This window comes from Peribacillus sp. QJM3NY_7, from assembly GCF_056173225.1.
In genome coordinates, this window is record NZ_CM149663.1 from 3,277,342 (window position 1) to 3,293,453 (window position 16,112).

Consider the following 16,112-nt stretch of genomic DNA (forward strand, 5'->3'; position numbering starts at 1 on the left):
CTCCACTTAAAAGCCATAGGCTGAACGGTATATTTTTTCGATATCCCGAACGTTTAATGCACGGGGATTATTGCGAAGTAAACGGACTTGTTTGATGGCCTCGGCAGCCATTTCACTTAAAGCCGATTCAGGAATCTCAAATTCACTTAGTGACTGTGGTATATCAACATAGCGACATATTCTGGTCATCGCTTCTATCGCTTTATCCGCTGCCTCATCATCATTTAAATGATTGACTTTCTCTCCAAGTGCTTCAGCAATGTCGCGAAACCTTTCCAAACAGGCAATTTTATTCCACTTCATGACAAATGGCAGTAATAATGAATTGCTGACTCCATGTGATAAATGGAAGCGGCCTCCAAGCGGATAAGCTAAGGCATGAACAGCTCCAACACCTGCATTGCCAAAAGCTAACCCTGCCATTAGGCTTCCAGTTATCATCGCTTCCCGTGCTTCCATATTATCCGGCGCAGCATAAGCCTTAGGTAAATTTTTTGCGATTAACTTCATGGCCCCAATTGCCAAAGCATCCGTAACGGGCGAAGCAAATTTGGAAATATAAGCCTCGACCGCATGAACAAGTGCATCCACTCCACTCGCAGCAGTCACACTTGGCGGGCAAGTCAGCGTCATGACGGGTGATACAATCGCTACATCCGGTAAAAGGTACGGACTTACGATTCCCTTCTTTACCTGTTCTTTTTTGTCCGATAAAATCGAAATATTCGTCACTTCTGACCCGGTCCCTGCCGTCGTGGGTATCGCTATTAAAGGGAGACCTGGAACTTCAATCAAGTTCGTACCGAAATAGCTCTCGATGCTGCCTGAATTCGTAGCCATGACGGAAGAGGCTTTTGCAATATCAATCGCACTTCCACCGCCTACCGCAATCAGTCCATCATGTTTTCCGTCCTTGATTGTCCGTACACAATGCTCAACGATTTCAATTTCCGGTTCTGGATTCACATCCGAGAAAATACCGTATGCTGATGAAAGTAAATCCTCAACCCTTTGTACAACCCCGGCACCCACTAAAACTTTATCTGTAACGATCAACGGATTCCTCATCCCTAATCGCGTAGCCTCATCAGTCAGCTGCTGTAAAGAGTCTGCTCCTGTCACCAATTTGTTTGCCATAGAAAATATAGAAATATTCATGGTTATCTCCCCTTTCATGTTTTTACTAATGCAGGAATCATGCCAAAGTGAAAACGCTTAATTTATAAGGGAGATAACCTTTTTTTCATGTGTTACCGGATCAATAATGAGTAGAAATCAAATCAAATAAACTAATTCGATTCGTTTTCTAATCGCATGTGAAATTTTTTCATTTTTTGCACCAAAGCGCTTTGACTGATATCCAAAGAGATGGCGGCGGCCCTTGTAGTCCCATATTTTTTCATCGCATTCAATATCAGTGAACGCTCCAGCTCGGAAACGGCTTCCTTCAAAGAATGTGTTGTCGTTTTTCTTGATAAGACCGGCTGGATGAAAGATGGCAAATTAGATAAATCTATCGTATCATCATAAGTCGTGACGACCAGCCGCTCTGCAAGACTCGCAAGCTCACGTATATTACCAGGCCACGAATAGTTCGTCAGCCATTCATAGCATTCCGGTGTCATCTTTTTCTTCTCATTATATTTTTCATTGAATTTTTTCAAATACATTTCTAAAAGCGGGATCGTTTCTTCCTTTCTCTGGCGTAAAGGCGGGACTTCAAAGGAAACGATATTAAGCCGGTAATAGAGATCTTCGCGGAAGGATCCTTCTTGCACGAGGGAGGCCAGATCGCGATGGGTGGCTGTAATTAACCTGACATCCACTTCTTTCATTTCGGTAGAACCCACTCTCATAAACTTGTTTTCTTCTACCACTTTCAAAAGTTTCACCTGTAACTCTAAAGGTAAATCCCCAATTTCGTCCAAAAATAAAGTGCCACCATTCACTTTTTCAAAAATCCCCATTTTTCCATTCTTTAGGGATCCGGTAAATGCCCCTGGTTCATATCCAAAAAGTTCAGATTCCACCAAGTTCGCTGGAATGGCTCCGCAATTTAATTCAAGGAAAATTTTTTCCTTTCTGGAGCTTTTGGCATGTATGTACTTGGCGATTAAACTCTTCCCTACTCCCGTTTCCCCCTGTAACAAGATCTTCGCATCCGTTTTAGCCACTTTATCAGCCAGTTTGAATAATGGAGTTGTAGAAGGACCAATGATTATTTCCTGAAAATTGACCTGTTCCGAGCCAGGCAATAATTGGGAAATAGGTTGGAAAGATAACTTTTGGCTGTCAATCGTATACTTCATCCGGATTAATTCAGTAATATCCCTGACACTATTTATGACAAATATAACTTCATTTTGTGGCGATAGAATAGGTGTGGCCGATACGATAATCTTTCTTCCATTTCGAATTCTTTGTGTCAAAGTAACTTGATTCTTCGTTCGAATGGAATCCAATGAAGCTGAAACGGATATCATACCTTGCTCAATTAAATAACTCATCGGTTTTCCGATGATTTCCTCTTCTCTTATTCCAGTAATACGTTGATAAGCTTGATTGATAAATAATGTCGTTCCAACACCATCAGTGATATACACTCCATCATACAGTGCATTAAAAACAACCCTGCATAAATCACTCTCAAAGAATGCTTGAAATTGATCATATGGTATTGAGTAATTCCGTAAATTTTGCAGCGGTGCATTAACCGTAATGAAATGAGAAATGGGCTTCGTTAAATCACTCTGCTGCACTGCCGCTGATAAAGCCTCTATTGTCAAAAATCCGATGAAATCCTCTGAATCATCCAAAACTTCCACTTCAGTGCTTCCTATCGGGAAACAAGATATTGCTTCCTCCACTGTCATATCCGAATAAAACTTAGTCATCAATATCCACTCCCTGGCTGGTCTTTACTATTTGATAGAACGCTTCCTCCTTGATTGAAGACTTTTTGAAGGTCCTGTCGGCTTCCAAGTCTATTCAATTAAAGAAGACAATGAACTTATTAAATTATATTGTGTGAGCATTATGTAATGTTTTTTCCTTTTTCTTTTTAATGATACTATGTACGACAATCAACGACACCAAGAATAAATGCTGCACCGGTAAAACGATTCAATCTCATTGCCCTATTTCTGATTAAAACGATAAATAGCAATGGTATGTTACTTTTATCATATCAATGGTGTTTTTTATGCTCAAATCCATTTTCACTCATCACAGGAAAACTTGTCCTTTTGTTGCATAATAAAAACGCCTGCGAAATGGCTCATACCTTAAGATTGTTTAATTTCAGATACTTTAAGGGTTAAGAACTATTTGTTAAGTGTTTTAAAAAGTTTCTCGACAGTTTGAAAAAACCTAATCCGTATTTGGATTAGGTTTCAGACTGTAGACAAACTCGATGAAAACTCAGTTTGCCTGCAGTTTTTTAATTGAAAAAAGTTGCAGATGATTTCAGAGATTCGCTCCCTTTCCTCCGACTGTCTGCCAAGCCTCATCAAAGCAAGCGCCTTTAGGGTCTTGACTAGCCAGGAATTAGGCAGGAGTGTCGCAAATCTCTTCAATCTAGTGAGGGTTTCATCCGTATAAACTAGTAAAAAACATGAAAGATACTCAAGTTTAATTTTAAAACCTTGATTCGGGGCGAATGCAATTCGAAACTCCTTTTGTCAAAAAATTGATGAAACCGCCAGACTGTTTAAACGAATTGGAGAAGAAGAGCCAGTTTCCCTTCAATATTTCTTAAAAAAGAAGTTCCAGTTGATTGGAATGGAAGGTACGAGACTCCTGCGGGAAAAGCGTGGCCAAGGGAGACCCCGCAGGCGAACAGCCGAGGAGGCTCACGGACCGCCCGCGGAAAGCGAGTGCCTGGAGTGGAAATCATTACACATAACCCTTTCAGGAAATCCGCTCCCTTTCCTCCGACTGTCTGCCAAGCCTCATCAAAGCAAGCGCCTGTGGGGTCTCGGCTAGCCAGTAATTCGGCAGGAGAGTCGCAAATCTCTTCAATCTAGTGAGGGTTTCTTCCGTATAAACTAGTAAAAAACATGAAAGATACTCAAGTTTAATATTGGTTCAGGGCGAGTGCAATTCGAAACTCCTTTTGTCAAAAAATTGATGAAACCGCCAGACTGTTTAAACGAATTGGAGAAGAAGAGACAGTTTCCCTTCAATATTTCTTAAAAAAGAAGTTCCAGTTGATTGGAATGGAAGGTACGAGACTCCTGCGGGAAAAGCGTGGCCAAGGGAGACCCCGCAGGCGAACAGCCGAGGAGGCTCACGGACCGCCCGCGGAAAGCGAGTGCCTGGAGTGGAAATCATTACACATACCCCTTTTCGGAAATCGCTCCCTTTCCGCCGACTGTCTGCCAAGCCTCATCAAAGCAAGCGCCTGTGGGGTCCCGGCTAGCCAGTAATTCGGCAGGAGTGTCGCAAGTCTCTTCAATCTAGTGAAGGTTTCTTTCTTCCGTATAAACTAGTAAAAAACATGAAAGATACTCAAGTTTAATTTTAAAACCTTGGTTCGGGGCGAGTGCCAATTCGAAACTCCTTTTGTCAAAAAATTGATGAAACCGCCAGACTGTTTAAACGAATTGGAGAAGAAGTGACAGTTTCCCTTCAATATTTCTTAAAAAAGAAGTTCCAGTTGATTGGAATGGAAGGTACGAGACTCCTGCGGGAAAAGCGTGGCCAAGGGAGACCCCGCAGGCGAACAGCCGAGGAGGCTCACGGACCGCCCGCGGAAAGCGAGTGCCTGGAGTGGAAATCATTACACATAACCCTTTCACTAACCCATTTTGTCGCCAAACTGAAACCTAATCCGTATTTGGATTAGGTTTTTGGTTTGATTAAAGAAAGTAAGTGACGATTATTTTGGAAACCAGCCGACGGGTTTTACATCGAGATTGATGTTGATTTGTTTAATTTCCTGGTATTCGTCCAAGCCGTATTTTCCTAAACTGCGTCCAATCCCGCTCTGTTTGTAACCGCCCCATGGCGCCTCGACATATGTTGGATGATAATCATTTACCCATGTGATGCCTGCCCGTACCTTCTTGATCACACGCAATCCTTTTGCTCCATCGTTCGTGAATACGCCGCCTGCAAGTCCGTAGTCTGTATCATTTGCCAGTTTAATAGCTTCTTCTTCATCTTTGAACTTTTGAATGACAACGACTGGACCGAAGATCTCCTCTTGTACGATGCGCATATCAGGTGTTACATCGGTGAAGACAGTCGGTGCAATGAAATACCCTTTGTCAAGACCGTCATCAACAAGACGGTAACCGCCTGCCGCAAGTGTCGCACCTTCCTGTTTGCCGATTTCAATATAGTTCAAAATGCTATTCATTTGCGCTTCGCTGACAATGGCCCCCATGTTGCTGTCTTCTGCAAGTCCAGGTCCAACTTTAATTTTATTTGCGCGTTCAACATAACGTTTTACATATTCATCATAAATACTTTCTTCAACTAGAATTCGGCTGCCTGATGAACAAACTTGACCGGCACCGAAGAAGATGCCAAATAATCCATAATCGACGGCCGTCTCTAAATCTGCATCTGCAAAAACGATGTTAGGTGATTTACCGCCAAGCTCCAGGGAAATTTTCTTTAAGTTGCCCGCTGCCGCCTTCATGATGGAGCGGCCAACATCCGTACTTCCTGTAAATGAAACAATGTCAACATCGTTGCTTTCCGCGATGGTTTGACCGACAACGGTGCCGCGGCCCATCACCATATTAGCCACACCTTTTGGGATGCCTGCTTCCTCCAGGATTTCGAATAATTTCATTGCTGTTACAGGTGTCACTTCAGCCGGTTTATATACAATGGTGTTTCCTGCTGCAAGCGCCGGTGCGATTTTCCAGACACTCATTAGAAGTGGGAAATTCCAAGGTACAATCAAACCGGCTACACCTACTGGCTCACGAACAACCATCGCTTGCACGGGAGCGGGAACTTGATACGTTTCCCCTTCTGGATGAAGGACCAAACCAGCGTAGTAACGGAAACACGCGGCGGCATCAGCAATATCGAAACCTGCCTCTGCTTTAAGTTTCCCGTTGTCCATTGTTTCAAGAATCGTTAACTCTTCGGCACGTTCATCAATTTTATCAGCAATTTTATATAGGTAGGAAGCACGCTCCTGTGCTGTTAGGCCTGACCAGATTCCACTTTCAAAGGCTGCCTTCGCTACTGAGATTGCCCTTTCTGTATCTTCTTTGGTGGCACGCGGAGCTTTTGCGATGATTTCCTGTGTTGCAGGATTGATTACCGGGATTACTTCATTTGAAGATGAGGCCTGCCACTTACCGTCGATGTAATTTTTAAGCTCTAATACTGCCGTTTCTAATATTGTCATGTTTCATTCCTCCGGTTTTCATTATTTTTTTATAATCTGTACAGGATTTAATCGTTACAGTTTTAAGACCAGTCTGTCGTCCTTCGCACGTGAGCAGCATGTCAGGATTGATTTCCGTGTTTGACGGTTTTCTTCGCTAAGGAAGAAATCACGGTGATCCACTTCACCTTCTGCAACATCCACCTCACAACTTCCGCACCCGCCTACTTTACAAGAATAAGGTGCATCGATTCCTTCCCTTAAAAGCGCATCAAGCAGTGTTTCACCCTCCTGAACGCGGATGGACCGATCGCTGTCTGTAAGGTCGACGATGAAAGGATCTCTCGCCCCATCATTTTTTGCCGCAAATAATTCGAAGTGGATCGCATGTTCCGGATAACCATAGGAACTGGCAGCTTTTCGATACTCTTGCACCATCTCGATTGGTCCGCAAAAATAGACGTGCGTGCCAATGCGATGATCCATCATCGTCTCGGGCATCATTCTGCGTTTGTCTTCTGCCTGTGAAAAATAAAAGGTGCATTGATCATTGTATTTGGCTTTCAGCAGATCATAAAAAGCACATAACTCCGGAGTGCGTGCAGCATAATGGAGTTCGAAGGTTTGCCCTTCGGCGGCCATGTCTTCCATCATTGCCAGAAATGGGGTTATGCCGATTCCAGCTGCATAAAAAGCATGATGCTTAGCTCGAAAGCTGAGAGGGAAGTTATTTTTAGGAAAACTGACTTCCAACCTGGAATCTATCTTTACTTGATCATGCCAGAAAGCCGAACCTCCGCGTGATGCCTCATCACGCCGAATAGAAATCGCATATTTATTGCGGTCCCTTGGGTTGCTGATAAGGGAGTACTCTCTCTCGAAAATCTTATCTCCAGCCGGCATGTAAGTGGTCAAATGCGAACCGCCTGTAAATGCAGGCAACGGCTTTCCATCAACTGGAATCAACTCGAACTGTTTCACGAATGGAGTTTCTTGAATGATCTTGTTTACTTTCATTTGAATATTTCCTACTACCCGCATGATGATCAGCTCCCTACTTCTTCTTTTCCGATCGGGATGTATGGGTAACCAATATAACCTTCCCGTACGATTGAATAAAAAGGACCTATTTCAAGACTGGCTTTGCAATGGTCACATTCTGCAATTTCTGATTCTTCTTCGACTTCCGACACTTCGAAACATTTCATGCAATATACGTAACGTCGTTTAGGCCCGATAATCACCGTCTGGATCTCAGCTTCAGATAGACCAGCCTCCACTCCGAGCGAGAAGATCATCACGGCATTGTTCCACGCAGCTGCAATATAAAATTGGGTGCCCATCTTTTGTGACAGGATGACTCTCTTAATCTCCTCTTTATCTTCCATTCCGTTAATGGATAGACATTCAACAGGCACTGTACCTTCGATTTCAGAAGTGAAACTTTTCGCCTGATCATATCCGGCTTGATCAGAAATGACGACAAACTTTCTTCGTTCATTCCGAGGGGTAAATTTGTTTACGATCGTAATGGATTTATCAAACAATACTGGACTATTGTACAAGGCCCTATCCTCCTACTTATTGTTTATCTTCGCTTTTTTCTTTTCATCGATACCCCTCAAATATTCGACCGATTGTGGAAGGAATGGGGCAATTCCTTTGTATTCAGCCATTGGTCCGGGAATATCCTGCAGTACGCTATATGTCAGATCAAACCACTCCTGGCGCAATGTCAAATCCTCTAGCGGCAGGAATTGAGTATTCAATACGAATAGAATGGCGTTGCTTCGTGGCATGCGATAAAATTTTTGTTCTTCAACACGCAAACGAACAAGTTTACCTGCATTTTCCGGTGTTATTTCAGAACGTTGCGGTCCCCAGACATCCATCGTTTCATAGTTGACATCCCAACGGTCCGCCATCAGGTTCCAATTGATGCGTGTCCATGGCTTTCCTGGCTCGATGGATAATAAAAACTTACGAACGCGATCTGCGAGTTCATCACCTTTCCGTGATACGAATGGAACAGGTGCATGTATCTCATCAAAGGACATCCCTTTATTCCAGTTAGCCGAGAAGAGTGCAGCGTATGAAACTTGACCCACTTCCAAATAGAAATTACTATCGCGATGAACCATTAAAACAAAATCATTATGGAAATGGCGGCCTATATAGTCAAGCGGCTCATTTGGAAGCGTGCTGGCATCGCCATACACGAATGAATCGGTTTCCCCGAAAATGTGGTTCTTGAAAGTCCATTTGTCCCCATCTTTAATGACATCGAAATGCTCCGGATAGCGATCAGCTGCCATGTCAATCAGCATTTCCAACACTTCCCATTGCATTTCCATTGTGTGTGAAAAAGATTGAAACCTTATATGCGGCTGTTCTTCAAGGAGACGACGCTTCGTTTCCACTTGGAGTTTGTATTCTGGTGTAACTTCAATACAGTTAACGTTTGAGAGTTTTTTCAAGTCGTTTGAATAACGATAGTTACCCGAAGTGAATGGAAATGGGAATGTATCTAAATCTGTTGTTTTGAAATCTAAACTTTGTGTAAACATTGAACAATCTCCTCTCGTTCCCTAGATTCTTTAAAGTGAGTTTTTTTCTACTTAGCTTCCTTTAATTCCACGGATGGACGCACCATGTCAACTTCATAACGGAAAATGTATTTAGATGAAACATAGTAGGTGACTAAAGCGACAAAGTATGTTGGAATTCCGGCAGCTGTATAAAGGAAAAAGTCACTTGCTTCAAAAGTCAATGGATTATAGAGTGCCCAGTAAACAATCGTTCCAATGACCACCGTGAGAACGGCAGACGGGTTAATGCCTTTCCAATAAGTATAAGAGCCTTGTGTGTCATACAAATCCCTTATTGAAATGCGTTGGCGCTTTACAAAAAAGTAATCTGCCACGACAATGCCGCCAAGTACAGCCATAATGAAGGAAATGACAGCAATAAATGAACCAAATGCATCATAGAACGTTGAGCTTAGAAGTAAGAATATAGCCGGTACGGTCGTTCCCATCGCAATCATCCATGATTTTTTCGGGAATACAGTTTTAAAGCTGACAGCTTGTGAGTACATAAGGAAAATGGCTGCACCGACATTCCCTACCGAAAGTAAAATCAAGCCAATGAAGCCGCCCCAACTTCCTGCGATGGAAAACATCCAGTCAGAAGGATTAAGTGAACCAGCGACTAATGCAGCAAGGGCCCCAACTAATGCAGCGATACAGACGATGATTCCATAGCTGTAGAATCCCGCTTTAAATGCGCCTCCTTCTGTTTTGGACAAACGGCTGTATTGGCCAAGATACGGAAGCCATGAAAAGCCGAGACCGACATTTAATTCCAGGGCTGTCGCGAATGAACGAGAAGTCGTTTCAAAGGGTTCAGAAGGAAGTATATGGGCAACTTTCGTGAATCCCTGTCCAAACAAAACAATTGCGAGAAGCCCAAACATGAGAACCATAAAAACCGGCACGGCCACTGCGGTATATTTTTGTATCGCTACCGGTCCCCTCACAGTTACAAGAAATGCACAGATAAAGAGTAAAATCGAGAAAAACGGCGCCCCCATTGCCTGGCTTGAAAAAATCGCGGGCATCCCCAGCCAATTAGCAGCCTCGGCCAACGCCTGGCCGGACATAAAGAGCGCAATGGAAATGTAGCCGAGGGTTAAAATAAGAAAAACAAAGAAAAAGATATTGGATCCTAAATAACCAAGTGAACTTCGAAACCCTACAAAAGTGTCTATGCCATAACGCGCAAAATAAAGGGTAATGGGAACAATCAACAGCATAGGGAAGGCGTTACCGAATAAAATCGCTGCAAGTGACTGCTTCGCGTCAAGCATTGTACCTGTATATCCGCCAGTCAACAGCCCAAAAGATGAGAGGCCAATAACAACTTGAACTAAAATTAAATCCCGTAGGTTAAAAATCCGGTCGTTTTTACTTGCCGGTAAGAACCCAAAGGCCACATCCTTTGAAATGGAGGAATTTTCTTTGCTCACACGCTTCTCTCCCAACTATTAAAATAATGATTGTATGGCTTGGAATGAGGCTGTCATTGTTCTTCGTGACCTAAACAACATTTTAGACAAATGAATAGATTAGGTAGGCTATGATTAAAATCATGAAAAAAATAGAACCTGTCGCATCACTCCATTTCATTTTTTCGATTTTCACGGCATCTTCCTGCTCATACGCATTGATCCGCTCATTCAAATCTGAATATAGATTTTTAATAAAGGGATCTTGAGAATTGATATTCTGTCGGAACTGATTCTCTTTATTCAAAATCGCTTCTCCCTCCTTTGCAATCATGCTTTCTAGTCCCTTCTCTTTACTTATTGCAATAACCATGCCAATCAGAAAGCACTATGCTAACAGGGTTTTCAATAGGAAGAATATTCATTTTTGAAACTATTGAACAATTGTGAAATTTCTGTAATATGAAACTAGGAAGTTAAATGAAAGGCAGGTAGACATAAATGGATCACTTCACCTCTGCACTCTTGTCTATTTACGATCAGCTTATTGTGACAGATAAAAATGGCACCATCATGAAATCGACCGGAACAGGGAAAACCTTATTCCATACAATCAAATCCGCTAATGTCGGTGGTTCCATCAAGGATGTTGAACAAGATTTATTTTCCACAAGCTTGGCAGAAGAGATAATGGGCAAAAATGAGAAAAGATCTATCATGCAGTCCTCATGGCAGGGTCATGAGCTGCTGATGACGGCATACCCAATTGAATCCGGGGCATGGGTCTGGGCTTACAAAGAAATTAAAGACTCATATCCAGATACATCAAGGGGGCAATCGGGACCATTAATGGAATCGAAAAAGCCAACTTTTCCATTTGTGATCCGCAGTAAACCGATGCTTGATGTTCTGCATAAAATGCAAATGGTTTGTGATGTCAGCGCAACCGTCCTTTTATTGGGGGAATCCGGTGTAGGAAAGGAAATAGCCGCCAGGGCCATACATAATATGGGTAATAGAAGCGACGGACCATTTATACCTGTCAATTGCGGCGCCATTCCGGAAAACCTGATTGAAAGCGAACTGTTTGGCTATGTAGAAGGGGCTTTTACCAGCGCACGGAAAGAAGGCGCCAAGGGAAAATTCACACTGGCCCATAAAGGTATCTTATTTTTGGATGAAGTGGGCGAGTTACCGCTTAACGTACAGGTAAAACTGCTTCGTGTCCTTCAGGAGCGAGTTGTCACACCAATTGGAAGTACGACCTCACACCCTGTTGACATTCAAGTGATTGCCGCAACAAATAAATCGCTCGAAAAAATGGTGAAAAAAGGTGAATTCCGAGAAGACTTATATTATCGTCTTCATGTCGTGCCTATCCATCTTCCGCCGCTAAGAAATCGTGTGGATGAGATCCCCCACCTGGTTCAGTTTTTTTTACAAAAGTACAATACACTGTACAATCGAAAGGTAGCGTTCACCCCGGATGCAATCGACTTGCTTTGCATCTATCAATGGCCCGGTAACGTGCGCGAACTTGAAAATACAGTTGAAAGACTTGTGATTACTAGCGGAATGCCGGAAGTGGATGTTGCTTTGGTTAAAGAGGTGCTTCCATTTAAAGGGCCCAAACCTCTTTCACTACCTGTCATCGATTTCCTAATGCCTTTGCAGGAAGCCGTTGACCTTGTGGAAGAACAACTCATCAACATGGCGATGGAACAATATAAATCATTGAAACTGGCGGCAAAGGTATTGGAAGTCAGCCAGCCGACGATGAGCAGGAAATATAAAAAATTACGAAATAAAATGGAAGAGGCAAGCTTTTCACCAGTGGATAAACGGGCCATTTTAGAAGAACAAATAAACCAGCGGCTTCGATCCATTGCCGTTGTAACCGCAGCTATCATTCCAGCTGAAGAGGTTATCAGTCTACAAAAAAATATGAACCGGCAAACTTCCTATTCCCAGAAATTAAAACAAAAACTTACCATGATTCAAGAAAAGGAAGGCGTAATTGAATGGGTCTTTATATTTATCATGTCGGAGGATGGACGTCTGATTCACCTTGTTGCAGACAAAGGCTTTGTAATTGAACCGGGAGAAGAATATATGGGTCCCCCGGAAATGGTCAATGTCGCTTACCAGGCGTTTAATGGTAAAGCGGGTGTTACTCCCATATACGAAGACAGGTACGGTGAGTGGAAAACAAGCTTTGCGCCAATCATCGATGATGACGGCAATATCGTAGCAATTGTCGGATGTGATTACAGCAAAGCCTATTTCAATTCAGAAATGCAACGTCTCCGCAAACAGCTAAACATACATGTTTGATTTTCGGCGTGCAGTCCCATTATCGAATTGGAGCCCATGGTAAAAAAGAAAAGCTGACAACAGGAGCCGTTTTGAACGGGCTTCTGCTGTCAGCTTTTTCGTTATTATCAAACCATATATATACATCAAGCAATTAAAATGGCTGTAGGCAATATGGCATCTTGTTCCTCCACCAACCGTCCTCAAAAATGAAACGGTTAAGCGTATCCCGCCGAATCTGGATAATCATTTGCAAAAAAACAAAGACTTATTCCGATTATAAAAATGAGTGCCCATAAGCCTTTTTGCCATGAACCTATATAGCTTTCTCTTTATTTTCTCCTTTTTTCACCAAAAAATAAGCAGTAATCAAGGCTGTAATAGGAATTATCAGGGCTACTCCGGTTCCAGCACAAAATATAGTGATCATTTCAGCACTGAATATTTTTGAGTTTACTATTTCCCCAACAGAATAGGACAAATCTTTAAACCATATAAGCAATGCCAAATAGCCTCCAAAGAAAGCAAAAAATAGTGTATTCGTAGATGTCCCTAAAATATCCCGCCCAATACTCAATCCAAATGTGAATAATTCCTTCTTGCTAATGGATGGATGGTGATGATGCATTTCTCGCATGGGAGATGCAATGGCCATGGCTGTATCGATAATCGCGCCAATAGTACTCATAATAATTACTGAAGCTCCAATTTTAACAAAATCCACCCCAATATAAAGGGAAAAGATGCTAAGCTCTTCTATTTCTTCTTCACCGAAACCTTGTATCATCGCATTTTCCGTCACAATGACAATAAAAAAGAGGACAATAACAATCGTGATAATAGTAGAAATGAATGCTGTTTTTGTTGTACTGTACACTTCGTTAATGAAAAATAAATTAATATAACTAATCACCGTACATGCAATCAATGTTACGATATACGGATCAATATATGGATTAGTCATAAAAATGATGGTGAAAAGTAACACACCAAAGTTTAGGAACAAAGCAAAAAATGAACGTGCCCCTTTTTTTCCGCCAATCAAGATCATTAATATAAATAGTATAAACGCTAGCAACACTAATACATTCATTATCTTTCCCTCTTTCGATTAATGAAAAAAATAGAGACATATAGACCGATCGGGATAGTTAACACGATTCCGATACCACCAGCTAGGGCACGGGCCAATTCCAATGTGAGGTTCATGGAAAGGGTAAAACCCAATGCGGAATCATTTTTCAAATACAAAATAATCATAGGAATGGAACCACTTATATAGGCAAAAAACAAAATATTTGTCATGGTTCCCATTATGTCTTTTCCAATCTCTAATCCTGAAGTTTTAAGTGCTTTTACTGATATGTGGATATTCTTTTCATACAACCCGAAAATCGAAGAAGACATGGTAATGGCTATATCCATTACGGCTCCTAAAGAACCGATAAATAACCCTGCCAAAAACACCATTTTATAAGGACGAGTGATAAATTGCATCTCTTCATATCGAAGGCCCTTTTCGGAAGTTAACCACATAACAAGATAAGCAATGAGCAGAGATAAAAATGTCCCTAACAGTGTCGCAATAACGGCTGCATATGTTTTTTCATTAAAACCATTAACGAGTAAAAGGGAAAAGACCGTAAATAGAATGATGCTTATACTGCATATCAAAACCAAACCAATGTTTGATGTATTCAAATAAAAATCTAATGCATATGACAATAGTATGGCATTGACTGCCAAACTAATAATTGAAAGCAGGCCTTGTTTTTTTCCAACGATAAGTAATGTCAAAATAAAAACCCATGCTACGATCAACACAAATTTATCCCGTTTTACGTCTTTTATGGTTCCGGTCAACTCTTTATTTCCTTTTGTCTTCGTATCAATCGAAACAAATAAATCATTTCCAACTCGATATTCTTGATCAAACGCTCCGGATGAGGAATATTCATTCTTTAGATGAATAAGTTTTCCTTTTTCTTCTCCATTTTGTAATTCGGCTATTATACTCTGGGTAAATAGTCGATCTTCATTTTGATACATATCATTCAATTCAGTTGTATTTTCCAGATTTGTTTTAATGACTTTGGCTATTGGGCGTTCATAGAATGAATAATTGTAATGAACAAAGAAAACAGACAAGACAAAACAAAGTGCTATGACGGCGTACAAAGAAACATGCTTGTATCCCATTTTTTTAAATTTATTTGCGATAACATTCAAAATAAAACCTCCAAATATTGGGTGGGCAAAAAAGGCAGGAAGGAGCCAGAATTGACTGACTCCACCCCGCCTTACTAGTATTTGATTTATTTATCTTATCATGAATGGATTTGGTTTGCGTAAACAAAATCCGATATACCACCTTAACGTCTCCACGGTAGGATGGGAAGAAGCAAATTCCAAAAAAATACTTGTCAAGCCTCTTCATTCCTGTTTTTCTCACTTCATTGTCAATATCATCAGTTGTGAAAAACTAAGGGCAATACTACAATTCCTAAGTAGTATTGCCCTTAAATTCGTATAATTATCGTTTAGTAAAATGTGAATGATTCAAGAATATATAGAAGATCTTTTTAAAATCAAGTATCTCAGAGATCTATGGTGGATTTCTAGAGCATGCCTACATCCATCGCTCCAACTTTGGAGCTTCCCTAGATTGCAATGAATGTAGGTATTTTCATTTTTTCCATCAATTGATTTTGAACAAATTCTTGCATTTCCATTGCAGAAATATTTTGTGTAAATCCAGCCTTTTTAGCACTTTCACTACCATCTTTTTCAGTTTTCCACCTAATTCATCTTTAGAAAACGGCATTTCATCTCCATATACTTTTAACACAGTACTTCAACGTTAAATCCTCCGGGTGCTTGTGTAAGTGTTGTGGAGGTTTTACCTTGAATCCATCCTCCTTCAACCTCTGATTGATCCTGTTAACTTGTTCTTCATTTTCTTGAATGAATCCAACATGAAAAGTTTTGGGGTATCGTACATTGCTTCCTTTCATCAGAGTCAATATGGAACCATCATCATCTTTCATTGCAGCGAACCCATCTCCCCTACTTCCTGCACATGTCAATCCAAAGTATGTTTCTAAAAAGTCACGTGAAGCTGTAACATCATTAACAGTTAAATTTATGTGATTGATTTTCATTACTTCCCCCATTTTTAATTGTATAGTTTTCTTTTCCTTCTCTCCACATGCTTCATTGTCCTTAGGTGCATAAGAAACTTCTATGGCGGCCAACCTCGCCGCCACCATCTACTACGAAAATCCAAACTCAAAAATAGAGTCTAACCCATTAACCCCTTGACGATAATGGATGATAACAATACAACCAGGCTGAACTTTTTTTGGTGGATCTTAAGGAAGATACCCTGTATAAGAAACTGGTTGTGACAGGTTTGAAGAACCATTTAGTGTGCTACTAGTA

Annotated in this window: 11 protein-coding genes and 1 pseudogene; 1 reads left to right on the forward strand and 11 read right to left on the reverse strand. The window is 41.3% G+C overall.

Features of this window, described 5'->3' with window-relative positions; genetic code table 11:
• Positions 1 to 6: 6 nt before the first annotated feature.
• From AC0VX1_RS15635 to AC0VX1_RS15670, 8 genes are all read right to left on the reverse strand, one after another.
• On the reverse strand, positions 7 to 1,158 hold the full coding sequence (locus AC0VX1_RS15635; protein ID WP_475467874.1) for an iron-containing alcohol dehydrogenase: 1,152 nt from the start codon (positions 1,156 to 1,158) through the stop codon (positions 7 to 9).
• A gap of 131 nt (positions 1,159 to 1,289) precedes the next feature.
• Positions 1,290 to 2,894 (reverse strand): sigma-54 interaction domain-containing protein, encoded by a 1,605-nt coding sequence (locus AC0VX1_RS15640; RefSeq protein ID WP_475467876.1) that lies wholly within the window; start codon positions 2,892 to 2,894, stop codon positions 1,290 to 1,292.
• 1,985 nt (positions 2,895 to 4,879) lie between these two features.
• Positions 4,880 to 6,373, reverse strand: a complete 1,494-nt coding sequence (locus AC0VX1_RS15645; RefSeq protein WP_053535484.1) for an aldehyde dehydrogenase family protein — start codon at positions 6,371 to 6,373, stop codon at positions 4,880 to 4,882.
• Positions 6,374 to 6,427: 54 nt separating this feature from the next.
• Positions 6,428 to 7,369: a PDR/VanB family oxidoreductase gene (locus tag AC0VX1_RS15650; protein WP_278088969.1), complete on the reverse strand. Its 942-nt coding sequence runs from the start codon at positions 7,367 to 7,369 to the stop codon at positions 6,428 to 6,430.
• A 29-nt stretch (positions 7,370 to 7,398) separates the two neighbouring features.
• Complete coding sequence (locus tag AC0VX1_RS15655) at positions 7,399 to 7,917, reverse strand: hypothetical protein (protein WP_413022478.1); 519 nt, start codon at positions 7,915 to 7,917, stop codon at positions 7,399 to 7,401.
• A gap of 12 nt (positions 7,918 to 7,929) precedes the next feature.
• A complete protein-coding gene (locus AC0VX1_RS15660; RefSeq protein ID WP_475467879.1) occupies positions 7,930 to 8,919 on the reverse strand; it encodes a heme-dependent oxidative N-demethylase family protein in 990 nt (329 codons plus the stop codon).
• Positions 8,920 to 8,966: 47 nt separating this feature from the next.
• Positions 8,967 to 10,379: a purine-cytosine permease family protein gene (locus tag AC0VX1_RS15665; RefSeq protein ID WP_413022479.1), complete on the reverse strand. Its 1,413-nt coding sequence runs from the start codon at positions 10,377 to 10,379 to the stop codon at positions 8,967 to 8,969.
• Between the two features lie 82 nt (positions 10,380 to 10,461).
• Positions 10,462 to 10,692 carry a hypothetical protein gene (locus AC0VX1_RS15670; RefSeq protein ID WP_475467881.1) on the reverse strand — a complete coding sequence of 77 codons (231 nt, stop codon included), beginning with the start codon at positions 10,690 to 10,692 and terminating at the stop codon, positions 10,462 to 10,464.
• A 167-nt stretch (positions 10,693 to 10,859) separates the two neighbouring features.
• Here AC0VX1_RS15670 and AC0VX1_RS15675 point away from each other — a divergent pair, with 167 nt between their 5' ends.
• Complete coding sequence (locus tag AC0VX1_RS15675; RefSeq protein ID WP_191929704.1) at positions 10,860 to 12,692, forward strand: sigma 54-interacting transcriptional regulator; 1,833 nt, start codon at positions 10,860 to 10,862, stop codon at positions 12,690 to 12,692.
• A gap of 295 nt (positions 12,693 to 12,987) precedes the next feature.
• Here AC0VX1_RS15675 and AC0VX1_RS15680 read toward each other — a convergent pair whose 3' ends face one another.
• The 3 genes and pseudogenes from AC0VX1_RS15680 to AC0VX1_RS15690 form a co-directional block, all read right to left on the reverse strand.
• Positions 12,988 to 13,764, reverse strand: coding sequence for a YibE/F family protein (locus AC0VX1_RS15680; RefSeq protein ID WP_475467884.1), 777 nt, complete (start codon positions 13,762 to 13,764; stop codon positions 12,988 to 12,990).
• Positions 13,764 to 14,900, reverse strand: a complete 1,137-nt coding sequence (locus AC0VX1_RS15685; RefSeq protein WP_475467885.1) for a YibE/F family protein — start codon at positions 14,898 to 14,900, stop codon at positions 13,764 to 13,766. Before AC0VX1_RS15685 ends, AC0VX1_RS15680 begins: the two co-directional genes overlap by 1 nt.
• Before the next feature lie 612 nt (positions 14,901 to 15,512).
• Positions 15,513 to 15,832: pseudogene (locus AC0VX1_RS15690) on the reverse strand (VOC family protein).
• Positions 15,833 to 16,112 lie beyond the last annotated feature (280 nt).

Coding starts and splice junctions, on each gene's coding strand:
- AC0VX1_RS15670 (WP_475467881.1), bottom strand. CDS start 10,692: ATGATTGCAAAGGAGGGAGAAGCGATTTTGAATAAAGAGAATCAGTTC.
- AC0VX1_RS15635 (WP_475467874.1), bottom strand. CDS start 1,158: ATGAATATTTCTATATTTTCTATGGCAAACAAATTGGTGACAGGAGCA.
- AC0VX1_RS15650 (WP_278088969.1), bottom strand. CDS start 7,369: ATGAAAGTAAACAAGATCATTCAAGAAACTCCATTCGTGAAACAGTTC.
- AC0VX1_RS15640 (WP_475467876.1), bottom strand. CDS start 2,894: ATGACTAAGTTTTATTCGGATATGACAGTGGAGGAAGCAATATCTTGT.
- AC0VX1_RS15675 (WP_191929704.1), top strand. CDS start 10,860: ATGGATCACTTCACCTCTGCACTCTTGTCTATTTACGATCAGCTTATT.
- AC0VX1_RS15645 (WP_053535484.1), bottom strand. CDS start 6,373: ATGACAATATTAGAAACGGCAGTATTAGAGCTTAAAAATTACATCGAC.
- AC0VX1_RS15660 (WP_475467879.1), bottom strand. CDS start 8,919: ATGTTTACACAAAGTTTAGATTTCAAAACAACAGATTTAGATACATTC.
- AC0VX1_RS15680 (WP_475467884.1), bottom strand. CDS start 13,764: ATGAATGTATTAGTGTTGCTAGCGTTTATACTATTTATATTAATGATC.